Origin of the sequence: Pseudomonas thivervalensis, from assembly GCF_001269655.1 — a bacterium.
GTDB classification, from domain to species: Bacteria; Pseudomonadota; Gammaproteobacteria; order Pseudomonadales; family Pseudomonadaceae; genus Aquipseudomonas; species Aquipseudomonas thivervalensis.
In genome coordinates this window covers 138,528-153,620 of record NZ_LHVE01000002.1, presented here as the reverse complement: position 1 = coordinate 153,620, position 15,093 = coordinate 138,528, and the positions used below count along the sequence as shown (strand labels likewise).

The 15,093-nt window shown below is 58.5% G+C and carries 15 protein-coding genes and 3 tRNA genes; 3 read left to right on the top strand and 15 right to left on the bottom strand.

What is annotated here, in order from left to right:
* The first annotated feature begins 151 nt into the window (after positions 1-151).
* Positions 152-1,000, top strand: coding sequence for a carboxylating nicotinate-nucleotide diphosphorylase (gene nadC / locus AD659_RS03390; protein WP_053118372.1), 849 nt, complete (start codon positions 152-154; stop codon positions 998-1,000).
* Positions 1,001-1,039: 39 nt separating this feature from the next.
* Here nadC and AD659_RS03385 read toward each other — a convergent pair whose 3' ends face one another.
* Positions 1,040-1,345, bottom strand: a complete 306-nt coding sequence (locus AD659_RS03385; RefSeq protein WP_053118369.1) for a DUF6388 family protein — start codon at positions 1,343-1,345, stop codon at positions 1,040-1,042.
* Between the two features lie 353 nt (positions 1,346-1,698).
* Here AD659_RS03385 and AD659_RS03380 point away from each other — a divergent pair, with 353 nt between their 5' ends.
* The gene (locus AD659_RS03380; RefSeq protein ID WP_053118367.1) at positions 1,699-1,950 is read left to right on the top strand and encodes a type II toxin-antitoxin system HicA family toxin; all 252 of its coding nucleotides are present in this window, start codon (positions 1,699-1,701) and stop codon (positions 1,948-1,950) included.
* Complete coding sequence (locus AD659_RS03375) at positions 1,947-2,288, top strand: type II toxin-antitoxin system HicB family antitoxin (RefSeq protein ID WP_053118365.1); 342 nt, start codon at positions 1,947-1,949, stop codon at positions 2,286-2,288. The genes AD659_RS03380 and AD659_RS03375 overlap by 4 nt, the downstream gene beginning before the upstream one ends.
* A 22-nt stretch (positions 2,289-2,310) precedes the next feature.
* On the opposite strand, the gene AD659_RS03370 is transcribed toward AD659_RS03375, so the two are convergent.
* The 14 genes from AD659_RS03370 to folP form a co-directional block, all read right to left on the bottom strand.
* Positions 2,311-2,383, bottom strand: a tRNA-Thr gene (locus AD659_RS03370).
* A gap of 125 nt (positions 2,384-2,508) precedes the next feature.
* Complete coding sequence (pnp, locus tag AD659_RS03365) at positions 2,509-4,614, bottom strand: polyribonucleotide nucleotidyltransferase (RefSeq protein ID WP_030139794.1); 2,106 nt, start codon at positions 4,612-4,614, stop codon at positions 2,509-2,511.
* A gap of 194 nt (positions 4,615-4,808) precedes the next feature.
* Positions 4,809-5,078 carry a 30S ribosomal protein S15 gene (rpsO, locus tag AD659_RS03360; RefSeq protein WP_003177875.1) on the bottom strand — a complete coding sequence of 90 codons (270 nt, stop codon included), beginning with the start codon at positions 5,076-5,078 and terminating at the stop codon, positions 4,809-4,811.
* Positions 5,079-5,221: 143 nt separating this feature from the next.
* Positions 5,222-6,139: a tRNA pseudouridine(55) synthase TruB gene (gene truB / locus AD659_RS03355; protein ID WP_030139793.1), complete on the bottom strand. Its 918-nt coding sequence runs from the start codon at positions 6,137-6,139 to the stop codon at positions 5,222-5,224.
* Positions 6,140-6,142: 3 nt separating this feature from the next.
* Complete coding sequence (gene rbfA / locus AD659_RS03350) at positions 6,143-6,544, bottom strand: 30S ribosome-binding factor RbfA (protein ID WP_053118363.1); 402 nt, start codon at positions 6,542-6,544, stop codon at positions 6,143-6,145.
* A gap of 159 nt (positions 6,545-6,703) precedes the next feature.
* A complete protein-coding gene (gene infB, locus AD659_RS03345; RefSeq protein ID WP_053118361.1) occupies positions 6,704-9,223 on the bottom strand; it encodes a translation initiation factor IF-2 in 2,520 nt (839 codons plus the stop codon).
* Positions 9,224-9,250: 27 nt separating this feature from the next.
* Positions 9,251-10,732 carry a transcription termination factor NusA gene (gene nusA / locus AD659_RS03340; RefSeq protein ID WP_003177868.1) on the bottom strand — a complete coding sequence of 494 codons (1,482 nt, stop codon included), beginning with the start codon at positions 10,730-10,732 and terminating at the stop codon, positions 9,251-9,253.
* A 59-nt stretch (positions 10,733-10,791) separates the two neighbouring features.
* Positions 10,792-11,250, bottom strand: coding sequence for a ribosome maturation factor RimP (gene rimP, locus AD659_RS03335; RefSeq protein ID WP_053118762.1), 459 nt, complete (start codon positions 11,248-11,250; stop codon positions 10,792-10,794).
* Positions 11,251-11,390: 140 nt separating this feature from the next.
* Positions 11,391-11,467 (bottom strand) — tRNA-Met (locus tag AD659_RS03330).
* Positions 11,468-11,564: 97 nt separating this feature from the next.
* Positions 11,565-11,650, bottom strand: a tRNA-Leu gene (locus tag AD659_RS03325).
* A 21-nt stretch (positions 11,651-11,671) separates the two neighbouring features.
* Complete coding sequence (gene secG, locus AD659_RS28985) at positions 11,672-12,055, bottom strand: preprotein translocase subunit SecG (protein WP_025211789.1); 384 nt, start codon at positions 12,053-12,055, stop codon at positions 11,672-11,674.
* A 4-nt stretch (positions 12,056-12,059) separates the two neighbouring features.
* Positions 12,060-12,815, bottom strand: a complete 756-nt coding sequence (tpiA, locus tag AD659_RS03315; RefSeq protein ID WP_053118357.1) for a triose-phosphate isomerase — start codon at positions 12,813-12,815, stop codon at positions 12,060-12,062.
* A gap of 66 nt (positions 12,816-12,881) precedes the next feature.
* On the bottom strand, positions 12,882-14,219 hold the full coding sequence (glmM, locus tag AD659_RS03310; protein WP_053118355.1) for a phosphoglucosamine mutase: 1,338 nt from the start codon (positions 14,217-14,219) through the stop codon (positions 12,882-12,884).
* Positions 14,220-14,235: 16 nt separating this feature from the next.
* On the bottom strand, positions 14,236-15,087 hold the full coding sequence (folP, locus tag AD659_RS03305; RefSeq protein WP_053118353.1) for a dihydropteroate synthase: 852 nt from the start codon (positions 15,085-15,087) through the stop codon (positions 14,236-14,238).
* Positions 15,088-15,093 lie beyond the last annotated feature (6 nt).

Below are 15,093 nucleotides of genomic sequence, written 5' to 3'. Positions count from 1 at the left end.
TAAAACAACCCCGTCATACCAGCAGACTCTGTGATCCAGCTCGAAATACGGCGCAATAAGTGACCGGAAAAATGAGGAAATGTTGCGAGGACGCGACCAAATGCAGGTTTCGACACCCTATAATCAGGCCACTTTGTTTGTGGAGCCCGTTATGCCGAATCTACGTCTCGCCGATCTGACCGCCGAAATCGAAGCCAACGTGCGCCGTGCGTTACTCGAAGACATCGGCAGCGGCGACATCACCGCGCAACTGATCCCCGCCGAACGCCTGGCCAAGGCCACTATCATCACCCGCGACGCGGCGATCATCAGTGGCACGGCGTGGGTCGATGCCGTGTTCCGGCAACTGGACCCGCGTGTCGCGGTGCATTGGCAAGTGCGCGACGGTGAGCGGGTCAGCCCCGATCAGGTGCTGTTCCACCTGGAAGGCCCGGCCCGCTCGCTGCTGACTGGCGAACGCAGCGCGCTGAACTTCCTGCAAATGCTGTCGGGGGTGGCCACCCGGGCCCGCTACCTGGCCGACTTTGTCGCCGGTACCCACGTCAAGCTGCTGGACACCCGCAAGACCCTCCCCGGGCTGCGCCTGGCCCAGAAGTACGCGGTCACCTGCGGTGGCTGCCATAACCACCGCATCGGCCTGTACGATGCCTTTTTGATCAAGGAAAACCACATCGCCGCCTGCGGCGGGATCGCCCAGGCCATTGCCGCCGCCCACAAGATCGCACCGGGCAAACCGGTGGAAGTCGAAGTGGAAAGCCTGGCGGAATTGAAAGAAGCCTTGGCGGCCGACGCCGACATCATCATGCTCGACGAACTGAGCCTGGACGACATGCGGGAAGCCGTACGCCTCAATGGCGGCAAGGCGAAACTGGAAGCCAGCGGCGGGATCAACGAAAGCACGTTACGCCCGATTGCCGAGACCGGGGTGGACTACATTTCGATCGGGGCGATGACCAAGGATGTGAAGGCGGTGGATCTGTCGATGCGCTTGAGCCTCTGACAACAAAAAAATGCCAGCCTTGAAAGGCTGGCATTTTTTTCAGACCACCAGATTGTTCATCTCGCAGTACTCATCCCACTCCACACCCAGCACCTCGGCCGCCTCCTTGTGCAACGCAAGGCGCTGCGCCTCGAATTCTTCGGGTGTGCTGGTGTACTTGAGCGTCAACTCCCAAGGCTGCAGCCCCTGCGCTTCGGCCTCGTCCTCGAACGCCCATTGGATCTGGTCTTTCTGATCGTCGACGGACAGGTCCTTGATCTCTTCCAGCAACTGGGGCGCATCCAACACGTACTTCTTCAGCGCTTCTTCGTGCCTGGCTTCCTGGGTCAATTCTTTAACAGTCATGGCGTTCTCGTTGATCTGGGGAATGGAAGATGGATCTGGATCATCAAGGATCTCTCTGACGCAGGAAGCCGTTAGAAGCCCGGTTTACCTGGCCTTCAGAACCATTCGTGGATCATCTGAAAACAACGGTGTTTGTTTTTGGGACAGGGGAATCCTAACAGAGACGCAAGCCAGTGCAACAACCGGAATCAATGGAGGGGCGCGGTATGTGCGCGGTTACAGTTTCTCGGTTCCATACCCGGAGTTCACCCGTATAAATTTCTACCTTCCTCATCCAGGTTTCGACGAACAGAGGCCTTCACATTGACCGTCCAAGGACATGCAACTATATTCAGTTGCAAGAAAAGGCATTCATGTCAAAGAATGAAAAACTTCTCGCGAAGCTACTCAACGGGCAAAGCGCATTCACTTGGTCGGAGCTTGTCACGCTGTTATGTCGGCTTGGCTATTCCCAATTAGAAGGATCGGGCAGTAGGGTCAAATTCGACAATGGAGACCCGAGTGCAATGATCAGCCTGCACAAGCCGCATCCCGGAAATGAGCTCAAAGCGTATATAAGACGCCAGATTATTGAGCAATTGAAAACAGGAGGCCTGATTCCATGAACTCCCAGCTGCAATACAAAGGCTATGTCGGCTCAATTGAAGCAAGCACTGAGGACAAGTGCTTGTTTGGAAAGCTCTTATTCATTAGGGCGCTGGTGAGTTATGAGGGACAAACGGTAGCTGAACTTGAAACAGCTTTTCGCGAGGCGGTCGATGATTATCTACAAACCTGCCAGCAGCTCGGGCAGAAGCCAGAAATCCCATGCAAAGGATCGTTCAATGTCCGTATCGGTCACGATTTGCATCTAGCAGCCGCTTTGGCGGCAACCCGCCAGAATGTATCCCTGAATGATCTGACGCGCCAAGCACTGAACGAATACCTACAGCACCACGCATAAAATCGCTGGCGAAAAAGCTTTTTGCCCGAGACAGGAATCGAACCTGCGACCTTCGCGTTACGAGTGCGCTGCTCTACCGACTGAGCTACACGGGCGGTGGCTAAAACTAGCATCGTCCTCGGTGGCCAGGCAACCTGTGACACAGGGATTTTCACCACACAGCAAAACGCCCCGAACCAGTCGGGGCGTTTGCTTGTTCAGCGGTTAGACAACGAGGTGATTAAACGCCCGATGCCTTGGCTGCTGCGACGTCCTTGATGGACAGCTTGATACGGCCGCGGTTGTCCACGTCCAGTACCAGCACTTCCACTTCCTGGCCTTCCTTCAGGATGTCGGTCACTTTCTCGACGCGAGCATCGCTCAGCATGGAGATGTGAACCAGACCATCCTTGCCCGGCAGGATGTTGACGAACGCGCCGAAGTCGACGATGCGCTCAACCTTGCCGACGTAGATCTTGCCGATCTCGGCTTCTGCGGTGATCCCCAGGACGCGCTGGCGTGCCGCTTCTGCCGCTTCCTTGGTCTCGCCGAAGATCTTGATCGAACCGTCGTCTTCGATGTCGATCGAAGCCTTGGTTTCTTCGCAGATCGCACGGATGGTCGCGCCGCCTTTACCGATGACATCACGGATTTTGTCGGTGTCGATTTTCATCGCGATCATGGTCGGAGCATTTTCCGACAGCTCGGTACGGGACTGACCGATGATCTGGTTCATCTGGCCGAGGATGTTCAGGCGCGCTTCCAGGGCCTGGCCCAGGGCGATTTCCATGATCTCTTCGGTGATGCCCTTGATCTTGATGTCCATCTGCAGTGCGGTGACGCCCTTGGCGGTACCGGCCACTTTGAAGTCCATGTCGCCCAGGTGGTCTTCGTCACCCAGGATGTCGGTCAGGACGGCGAATTTCTCGCCTTCTTTAACCAGGCCCATGGCGATACCGGCAACCGGTGCCTTCATCGGCACACCGGCGTCCATCAGGGCCAGGGAAGCGCCGCAGACCGAAGCCATCGAGCTCGAACCGTTGGATTCGGTGATTTCCGATACCACGCGAATGGTGTACGGGAACACGTCAGCGGCTGGCAGCATGGCCTGGACCGAACGACGGGCCAGACGGCCGTGACCGATTTCGCGGCGACCGGCGCCACCCATGCGACCACACTCGCCTACCGAGAACGGAGGGAAGTTGTAGTGCAGCATGAACGGGTCTTTCTTTTCGCCTTCCAGGGTGTCCAGCAGTTGCGCGTCACGGGCGGTGCCCAGTGTTGCAACGACCAGCGCCTGGGTTTCGCCACGGGTGAACAGTGCCGAACCGTGGGTCTTCGGCAGAACGCCGACTTCGATGTTCAGCGGACGTACGGTGCGGGTGTCGCGACCATCGATACGCGGCTTGCCGTTGACGATGTTTTCGCGAACGGTGCGGTATTCGATTTCACCGAAAGCGGCCTTGACGTCGCTGGCCGATGGCTGGCCTTCTTCGCCGGAGAACTTGGCAACGACCTGGTCTTTCAGCTCACCCAGGCGCGCGTAGCGGTCGGCCTTGATGGTGATGGTGTAGGCCTGGGAGATCGCGTCGCCGAACTCGGCACGGATCGCGCCCAGCAGTTCGGTGGCTTCTGGCTGTGGAGCCCAGGTCCAGGTTGGCTTGGCGGCTTCGGCGGCCAGTTCCTTGACGGCGTTGATCACCACCTGGAACTCGTCGTGGGCGAACAGCACGGCGCCCAGCATCTGGTCTTCGGTCAGCTCTTTGGCTTCGGATTCAACCATCAGCACGGCTTCGGAAGTACCGGCCACGACCATGTCCAGGCTCGAAGCCTTCAACTGCTCGTAGGTCGGGTTCAGCAGGTAGCCGGTGCTTTCGTGGAACGCGACGCGGGCAGCGCCGATCGGGCCATCGAAAGGAATGCCGGAGATGGCCAGGGCAGCCGAGGTACCGATCATCGCAGCGATGTCCGGATCGGTTTTCTTGCTGGTGGACACGACGGTGCAGACAACCTGCACTTCGTTCATGAAGCCTTCCGGGAACAGCGGACGGATCGGACGGTCGATCAGTCGGGAAGTCAGGGTTTCTTTCTCGGAAGGACGGCCTTCGCGCTTGAAGAAACCGCCAGGGATCTTACCGGCAGCGTAAGTTTTTTCCTGGTAGTGAACAGACAGAGGGAAGAAGCCCTTGCCTGGATCGGCTTGCTTGGCACCGACAACGGTCACCAATACGCTGACGTCGTCGTCAACGGTGACCAGCACTGCGCCGGAGGCCTGACGGGCGATACGGCCAGTCTCGAGGGTAACGGTCGACTGACCGAACTGGAATTTTTTGATTACCGGGTTCACGGTGTCCTACCTTCTTTGTGGCTCTTGGGGAACTTGTCTTCTTGCGAAATTCTTGGGCAATGACGGGAATCGGCCCGACGCCTGTCCAGGGTAAAACGTGTATCCAGATAAAACTTGAGGCTGGGAGCCTGCCATGCGCCAGCGGGAAACCCACTGACGCACGACAGACCACCAACCTCTAGCGCAATCGCTGATTAGCGACGCAGACCCAGGCGACCGATCAGAGTCTGATAACGACCCAGATCCTTGCCTTTCAGGTAGTCCAGCAGCTTGCGACGCTGGTTTACCATGCGGATCAGACCACGACGGGAGTGGTGATCTTTACCGTTGGCCTTGAAGTGACCTTGCAGCTTGTTGATGTTGTGGGTCAGCAGTGCAACTTGCACTTCTGGCGAACCAGTGTCACCAACAGCTTGCTGGTAGTCAGCTACGATTTGAGCTTTTTCTTGAACGTCGAGAGCCATGAGGCAATCCTTTTAGTCAGGAAGCTGTTCCGAGGAAACAGCTTCAACAGGCCAGGGACAAATCCCTGTATCTATAAATGAGTAGTGACCGTGCCTGTTAACAGCCACACTCGCCAACCTGTTGTTATGCAGGCTGGTTCCGGTCATTCCGACCGAATCAGTCGACGCGGCGCAATGCGCCCGTCTTCGCTCACTTCACCGATACCGATGAAGCGACCGTTGTGATCCTGCACCCGGACCATGCCGAACTTCGGCGCATCCGGGGCACGTACTGGCTGGCCATTGAGCCAGTAGAACGCGCTGTGTTCGGAGAACTGCAGCAGTGGCCAGTCAAGCAAGCCGCTGTCCGATGGCATCAGGAAACGGTCGACCGCTTCGTTGCCGCCTTCGGCATGCACCGCTTCCAGCTCTTCCAGCGTGACCGTCTGGGCCAAGGTGAAAGGCCCGGCCTGGGTCCGTCGCAATTCTGCCACGTACGCGCCACAGCCGAGCTGCTCACCAATATCCTCCACCAAGGTGCGGATATAGGTGCCTTTGCTGCAATCCACGGCAAGCCGCGCAGTATTACCGTCAAAGGCCAGCAATTCCAAGCGCGCAATAGTAACAGAACGCGGTTCACGCTCCACTACTTCGCCTGCACGGGCCAGTTTATACAACGGCTGCCCATCGCGCTTCAAAGCGGAGTACATCGGCGGTATCTGGCTGATTTGCCCACGAAATTTCGGCAACACCGCTTCGACATCCGCCTGACCAACGGTCACCGGACGCTCCAGCAAAACCTCACCTTCGGCATCCGCCGTGGTGGTGGTCTTGCCCAGTTGCGCCAGGGTTTCATAACCCTTGTCGGAATCGAGCAGATACTGGGAGAACTTGGTCGCCTCGCCAAAGCACAGCGGCAGCACGCCGGTGGCCAGCGGATCGAGGCTACCGGTGTGCCCGGCCTTCTCGGCATTGAGCAGCCAGCGAACCTTCTGCAACGCCGCGTTGGACGTGAACCCCAGCGGCTTGTCGAGCAGGATGATACCGCTGACATTACGACGGATACGTTTGACCTGAGCCACCGATTACTCCTTGGTGTCTTCGGGTTCAGCCGCAACCGGGTGCTGGCTGTCTTCGGCCACGGCACGCTCGATCAATGCCGACAGATGGGCACCCCGTGCGACGCTTTCGTCGTAGTGGAAGTGCAACTGCGGGACGCTGCGCAGCTTCATTTCCCGGGCCAACTGCATACGCAGGAAGCCGGCGGCCGAGTTGAGCACCTTGATGCTCTGGGCGATTTCTTCGGCGCTGTCCTGGCCCATCACGGTGATGAAAATCTTGGCGTGACCGACGTCACGGCTGACTTCCACTGCGGTGATGGTGACCAGGCCGACGCGCGGGTCTTTGACTTCGCGGCGGATCAGCTGGGCCAGCTCGCGCTGCATCTGATCGCCGATTCGTTGGGTACGGCTGTATTCTTTTGCCATGTCTTGTTACCTGTTACTGCCCCACGGTGAAACCCGTGAGGTCTGAAAGCGGCAAACGCCCGGCCTGGCAAAAGCCAGACCGGGCGTTGCGTTTAGAGTCCGCTCGCGAGGCAGTGCATGTTCATGCAACTGCCCGGTGCGGCTCTTGAAGTGCGCGAGTCAGAGGCTGCGAGCAACCTGGACCTTCTCGAAGACTTCGATCTTGTCGCCGACCTTGACGTCGTTGTAGCTCTTGACGCCAATACCGCATTCCATGCCGGCGCGTACTTCCGAAGCGTCATCCTTGAAGCGACGCAGGGATTCCAGCTCGCCTTCGAAGATCACGATGTCTTCACGCAGTACACGGATCGGACGGTTACGGTGAACGACACCTTCGATCACCATGCAACCGGCGATGGCACCGAACTTCGGCGAACGGAACACGTCGCGAACTTCGGCCACACCCAGGATGTTCTCCCGGACGTCGCTGCCCAGCATACCGGTCAACGCTTTCTTGACGTCTTCGATGATGTCGTAGATCACGTTGTAGTAACGCATATCCAGGCCTTCCTGCTCGACGATCTTGCGAGCGCCGGCATCGGCACGCACGTTGAAGCCGAACAGTACAGCGTTGGAAGCCAGTGCCAGGTTGGCGTCGGACTCGGTGATACCACCGACACCGCCACCGACCACACGCACTTGCACTTCGTCGTTACCCAGGCCATTCAAGGCGCCGTTCAACGCTTCCAGCGAACCACGGACGTCGGATTTGAGGACGATGTTGAGCGTCTTCTTCTCTTCCTGGCCCATGTTCTCGAAGATGTTTTCCAGCTTGCCGGCGTGAGCACGAGCCAGTTTGACTTCGCGGAACTTGCCTTGACGGAACAGAGCCACTTCACGGGCTTTCTTCTCGTCAGCCACAACGCTCATCTCGTCGCCAGCGTCCGGGGTGCCGTCCAGGCCGAGGATCTCGACCGGGATAGCCGGACCGGCTTCCTTGATGGGCTTGCCGTTCTCGTCGAGCATGGCGCGCACGCGGCCATAGTTCGAGCCGACCAACACCATGTCGCCTTGACGTAGCGTACCGTCCTGAACCAGGACAGTCGCCACCGGGCCACGGCCCTTGTCGAGGCGCGATTCAACGACCACACCACGGCCAGGCGCCGAAGGCGTAGCGGTCAGTTCAAGAACCTCGGCTTGCAACAGAACGGCTTCGAGCAGTTCGTCAACGCCGGTACCCATCTTCGCCGAGACCGGAACGAATGGCGTGTCACCACCCCACTCTTCGGAGGTCACGCCGTGGACCGACAGTTCGCTGCGGATGCGATCGAGATCGGCGCCCGGCTTGTCGATCTTGTTCACCGCAACCACCAGCGGCACGCCAGCAGCCTTGGCATGCTGAACAGCTTCGATGGTTTGCGGCATGACGCCGTCGTCCGCTGCAACCACCAGGATCACGATGTCGGTCGCCTTGGCACCACGGGCACGCATCGCGGTAAACGCGGCGTGACCCGGGGTGTCGAGGAACGTCACCATGCCGCGGTCGGTTTCAACGTGGTACGCACCGATGTGCTGGGTAATACCACCCGCTTCACCGGCCGCCACCTTCGCACGACGAATGTAGTCGAGCAGGGACGTTTTACCGTGGTCGACGTGGCCCATGACGGTCACGACTGGAGCACGGGAAACCGCCTCACCTTCAAACTTCAGGGACTCGGCCAGGGAATCTTCCAGGGCGGTGTCGCTGACCAGGGTCACTTTGTGGCCCAGCTCTTCAGCAACCAGTTGGGCAGTTTCCTGGTCCAGTACCTGGTTGATGGTAGCTGGCGTACCCAGCTTGAACATGAACTTGATGATTTCAGCAGCCTTGACCGACATCTGCTGGGCCAGATCGCCCACAGTGATGGTCTCGCCGATCTTCACTTCACGCACGACAGGGCCGGTAGGGCTCTGGAAACCGTGGGCGTTGCGTTTCTTCAGCTTGGCCTTGCCGCGACCGCCGCGACGGAAGCCATCGCTTTCCTCGTCAGTGGTACGTGGCGCAACACGAGGTGCTGGCGCCTTTTCCTTGACCGAAGCACGATGAGGCGCGTTCTTGCGCTCGCCATCGCCACTGCCACGACGGTTGTCGTCGGCACGTGGTTTGTCCGGACGACGCTGCTCGTCGCGCTTGCGAGTATCGGCTGGAGCCGGAGCCGCAGCCACGGCTGGCGCCGCTTCGCGCACCGGTTCGGCGACCGGGGCAACAGCCTCGACGGCTTCTACCGGAGCGGTTTGCGCAGCAGCAGGCTGGCGGCGCGCTTCTTCTTCGGCGCGACGCTTGGCTTCTTCTTCAGCCTTCTGACGAGCAGCATTTTCTACTGCGCGACGTTCTTCCTGTTCGCGTTTGCGCTCGGCTTCGATTTCTTCCGGGCTGCGCTGTACGAAGACTTTCTTCTTGCGTACTTCAACGCTGATGCTTTTGCTACCGGCAACACGCAGGGTGCTGGTGGTTTTACGCTGCAGAGTGATCTTGCGCGGTTCTTCCACTTTTGCCTTGTGACTGCTCTTCAAGTGAGTCAGCAGGGACTGCTTCTCACTGTCGGTCACATGTTCCTCGGCGGCGGTGTGCGGCAGACCTGCCTCACGCATCTGCTGCAACAGGCGCTCTACCGGTGTTTTGACCTCATCGGCCAGTTGTTTCACCGTGACTTGCGTCATGCACTTCTCTCCTCAGGCCGCGCCTAATTACTCGAACCAGTGGGCTCGGGCGGCCATGATCAACTTGCCGGCACGATCATCGTCAATGCCGTCGATGTCGAGCAGATCGTCAATAGACTGCTCGGCCAGGTCTTCGCGGGTAATTACGCCGCGCACCGCCAGTTCCATCGCCAAATCCTTGTCCATGCCCTCAAGCGAGAGCAGGTCTTCGGCCGGATGGGCGTCTGCCAGCTTTTCCTCAGTAGCGATGGCTTTGGTCAACAAACGATCCTTGGCCCGAGCGCGAAGCTCGTTGACGATTTCCTCGTCAAAGCCGTCGATGTTGAGCATTTCCTCCACCGGTACGTAGGCAATCTCTTCCAGGCTGGTAAAGCCTTCATCCACCAGCACCTGCGCCAGCTCTTCATCGACTTCAAGCTCTTCGATGAAGTTGCGCAGGATATCGCCGGTTTCAGCTTGCTGCTTAGCCTGGATGTCCGATTCGGTCATCACGTTCAGGGTCCAGCCAGTCAATTGGCTGGCCAGACGCACGTTCTGACCACCGCGACCGATGGCCTGAGCCAGATTGTCTGCGCCAACGGCGATGTCCATGGCGTGGGCATCTTCGTCGACGATAATTGCCGCCACTTCAGCAGGCGACATGGCATTGATCACGAACTGAGCCGGGTTGTCGTCCCACAGGACGATGTCCACGCGCTCGCCGCCCAACTCGCCGGATACGGCCTGGACACGCGAGCCCCGCATGCCGATGCAGGCACCTTGCGGGTCGATACGCTTGTCCTTGGAGCGGACCGCGATCTTGGCGCGCGAACCCGGATCACGGGAAGCGGCCATGACTTCGATCAGGCCTTCAGCAATTTCCGGCACTTCGATGCGGAACAACTCGATCAGCATTTCCGGCGCTGTACGCGACAGGATCAGCTGCGGGCCCCGGTTCTCGGTGCGGATTTCCTTGAGCAGCGCACGCAATCGCACGCCAACCCGGAAAGTTTCGCGAGAGATGATGTCTTCGCGAGCCAGCAACGCTTCGGCGTTGTTGCCCAGGTCGACGATCACGTTGTCGCGGGTCACTTTTTTCACGGTGCCGGAGATGATTTCCCCCAGGCGCTCGCGATAAGCGTCGACAACTTGCGCGCGCTCGGCTTCGCGAACTTTCTGCACAATGACCTGCTTGGCAGTCTGTGCAGCGATGCGACCGAACTCAATGGATTCGATTTTTTCTTCGACGACATCACCGACCTTGGCGCCCGGGTGCGTTTCTGCAACCTTGCTCGGCCAGGTTTCGATAGCTGGATCGTCCAGGTCGGCTTCCTCGACGACTGTCCAGCGACGGAAAGTCTCGTAGGCACCGGTGTGGCGATTGATCTCCACACGCAAATCAACTTCGTCTTCGAACCGCTTCTTGGTAGCAGTGGCCAGGGCCAGCTCCAGCGCTTCAAAAATAACGTTAGCCGGTACGCCCTTTTCATTGGATACCGACTCAACAACCAGCAGTACTTCTTTGCTCATCGTACGCCTCGCCTTTCGCAAGCCATTGGATCCGCGGGATCCGCAGTATCTGGCACGTATCAGTCAAAACTGGGAATAATGTTGGCCTTGTCGATCATATCGATCGGCAACAGGAACTCATGGTCGTCTACCTGCACCACGACGTCCTGCTCTTCTACACCGCGCAGAAGGCCTTGGAAGTTGCGTCGACCTTCGAAAGGCGAGCGCAGCTTGATCTTCACTTGTTCACCGGCAAACAAAGCGAACTGTTCAAGAGTGAACAGGGGGCGCTCCATGCCAGGCGAGGAAACTTCAAGGGTGTATTCGGAGGTGATTGGATCTTCAACATCCAATACACCGCTGATCTGACGGCTGACGATGGCGCAATCGTCCACCAACACGCCGCCTTCCTTATCGATATAAACGCGCAACAGTGAGTGGCGACCTTGAGCCGAAAACTCAATACCCCAGCATTCATAGCCAAGGGCCACGACCACCGGGGCCAACAAGGCCTGCAACTGTTCTAGCTTGCTCGACACCTGAACCCCCTCGTGCATGTTTGTGCATGCTGTGCAAATAAAAAAAAATGGGCGAATCGCCCATCCCTGAAACGCCGTCGAACAGCGGCGTTATAAAGTGTCCAGCTAACAAAAAGCCCCTTGGAAGGGGCCCCTGAAACTGGTTGCGGGAGCCGGATTTGAACCGACGACCTTCGGGTTATGAGCCCGACGAGCTACCAGACTGCTCCATCCCGCGACAAAGCTGGGGCGGAAGTATACGACCGATCCCTTACAGGGTCAATGTAACCCTTCCACCTACAAGAAAGCCCGCATTCGCGGGCTCTCCTGATAATTGGTACCGAGAAGGGGACTCGAACCCCTACACCCTATGGGCACAACCACCTCAAGGTTGCGTGTCTACCAATTCCACCACCTCGGCAATACAGCATTTGAAACCTTCTTACTTCTGCTCTTGAGCTGGAGGTACGTCAGTCGCCGGGTTGGCCGACTTTTGCTCTTGAAGCACCGGGACATCATCAGAAGCCGGTTGTTGCTTTGGCGCCTCCAGTACCGCTGGGTTTGGCAAACCTACTTGAGTCAGCTCGTGAGCTTTCTCTTTAGCAAAGTAACCTAACCCTAAGCTGGTTATGAAGAAACCGGCGGCAAGTATAGCAGTAAACTTACTGAGAAAGGTAGAGGAACCTTGGCTTCCGAACACAGTATTTGAAGCACCTGCACCGAAAGATGCACCAGCATCCGCACCTTTACCCTGCTGCAGCAATACGAGAGCAACTACGCCCAGTGCACCCAGCAGATGAAAAACGACTACGACTGTTTCCAGCATTTTTTCAGTTTCCCGCGGCGCGACAGATCGCACCGAACTCATCTGCATTCAGGGACGCTCCACCAATGAGCCCCCCATCGATATCCGGCATGCCGAACAGTTCGACCGCATTGGCCGCCTTCACGCTGCCGCCGTATAGAAGCCGCACACCTCGTGCCACTTCAGAATTCTCTGCCGCCAACTGCGCGCGGATGGCTGCGTGCACATCCTGCGCTTGTTGCGGCGAAGCCGTCAGCCCGGTGCCAATGGCCCAGACCGGCTCGTAAGCAATGACCGCTTTTGCAAAAGCGCCGACACCCAGCTCTTCAATGATGCTGCCCAGCTGACGCCCGACAACTTCAAGGGTCTTGCCGGCTTCACGCTGCTCGCGGGTTTCCCCTACACACAACACCGGAATCAGACCACAGGCCTGGGCCGCGGCAAACTTGCGGTTCAAGGTCTGGTCCCGCTCGCCCATGATCTGGCGACGCTCGGAATGCCCGACCAGGACCAGGGAACAACCTGCGTCCACCAATTGACTCGGTGCAATCTCACCGGTCAACGCACCTTGCATGGCTTCCATCGCAGAGTTCTGCGCGCCGACCGAAATCGACTTACCCTTCAAGCCATCAATCACTTGATTGATATACAAGCAAGGCGGGAAAACCGCGACATCAACACCGCTTGGCAAGGCCAGATGACGAAGGCCATTGATCAGCTCAGCGACGCTGGCGCGGGTACCGTGCATCTTCCAGTTACCAGCTACCATAGGGCGACGCATGCTGTACCTCGTCGGTCAAAGTGGGCGCAGATGTTACCCAACGGATTCATGACTGGCAAGCCGAATTCAGGCAGAAATTTCAGTAACCAGTTTTGCCAGCTCCTCGGCATAACCGCGAACTTGCGCTTCATCCTCGCCTTCGACCATGACACGCACCAAAGGCTCTGTACCGGACTTGCGCAACAACACGCGCCCACGCCCCGCCATCGCCTCTGTCACACGCTCACTGGCCTGCTTGACCTGCGCATGTTCAAGAGGGTTTACACCGCCACCGAAACGCACGTTGATCAACACTTGCGGACATTTGCGCAATGCCTGGCGCGACTGTGCAAGACCTTCGTTGCGCGCCTTGAGCGCCATCAGCACTTGCAGGGCCGCGATAATTGCATCACCAGTGGTGGTGTGATCGAAGCATACGATGTGGCCGGAGTTCTCGCCCCCGATCACCCAATTGCGCTCCAACAACTCCGAGATCACGTAGCGGTCGCCCACGTTGGCGCGTACGAACGGGATATCCAGGTCAGCCAGGGCCAACTCAAGCCCGAGGTTGCTCATCAACGTGCCGACCACGCCGCCCTGCAGCTTGCCGCGCCCGTGCAGGTCGCGAGCAATGATGAAGAGCAGTTCGTCACCATCGACGACCGTACCGGTGTGGTCGACCATCAAGACCCGATCACCATCGCCATCGAAGGCGATGCCGAGATCGGCCTGCTCAGCCAGCACCGCAGCCTGCAACGCCTCGGTATGGGTAGAGCCACAGTTGTGGTTGATGTTCAGGCCATTAGGTTGAGCGGACAGCACCACCACGTCGGCACCCAGCTCGCGAAACACGCTCGGCGCCACTTTATAGGTGGCCCCATGAGCACAGTCGACGACGATTTTCAGACCGGAAAAACTGGTACCGGTCGGCACGCTGCCTTTGCAGAACTCGATGTAGCGACCCGACGCATCGTTGATCCGCGATACCTTGCCGATCTTGCTCGACTCGACCACCGTCATCGGCGTGTCCAGCAGCTCTTCGATCATCAACTCGATATCATCCGGCAGCTTGGTGCCCTGGCCCGAGAAGAACTTGATGCCGTTGTCATCATGCGGGTTGTGCGAGGCACTGATCACGATGCCTGCCTGGGCCTGGAACGTACGGGTCAGGTAGGCAATGGCTGGCGTCGGCATCGGGCCGAGCAGCATCACATCGGCGCCCGCCGACGTCAGGCCGGCCTCGAGAGCCGATTCGAACATATAGCCGGAAATTCGCGTGTCCTTGCCGACCAGCACCTTGCAGGCGCCCATCTTGCGGAAGGCCATCCCGGCAGCCCAGCCGAGCTTGAGCATGAAATCTGGGGTAATAGGGTATTCGCCGACCCGACCACGAATACCGTCGGTGCCAAAGTATTTCTTGCTCATAAGTGCTCCGTCATTCTTATTCGGCTGAATCCACAGCTGCGATCATCCGCACGACATCCATCGTTTCGGCTACATCATGCACGCGCAGTATGCGTGCACCCTTAGTAAGGGCCAAGGCCGCCAGGGCAAGACCGCCATACAGGCGCTCTCCCACCGGGCGACCCAGGGCATTGCCTATCATGCTCTTTCGCGAGACCCCAACCAACAGGGGTCTCCCCAGGGCATGCAAGGCTTCCATATGCTTGAACAGGCTCAGGTTGTGCGCCAATGTCTTGGCGAAGCCGAACCCGGGATCAAGAATGATCCGCTCGGCGGGAATCCCCACCGCAGCACATTGATCCAGACGCGCCACCAGGAATTCACCCACCTCCCTGGTCACATCATCGTAGTGCGGATCATTCTGCATGGTCCCCGGCTCGCCGAGCATATGCATCAGGCACACCGGCAACCCGGTGGCCGCCGCTGCATCCAGGGCGCCATCGCGCTGCAGGGATCGAACATCATTGATCAAACCCGCTCCCAGTCGCGCAGTCTCGCGCATGACCGCAGGCGTGGATGTATCGACTGAAATAATGACATCGAGTTCGCGATGGATGCGCTCGACAATCGGCGCCACACGCTCAAGCTCTTCTGTAGGCGAGACCGCCCGCGCACCCGGTCGGGTCGATTCACCACCCACATCGATCAACGTTGCGCCGGCGGCCACCATGGCCTCGGCATGCCGCAGCGCAGCATCGAGCTGACTGAATCGACCACCATCGGAAAAGGAATCAGGGGTGACATTGAGGATGCCCATGACATGCGCATGGGCTAAATCAAGAACCCGGTTGCCGCAAGGCAACCGGGTCGAGGACTGAACAGAAGTCATTTCAAG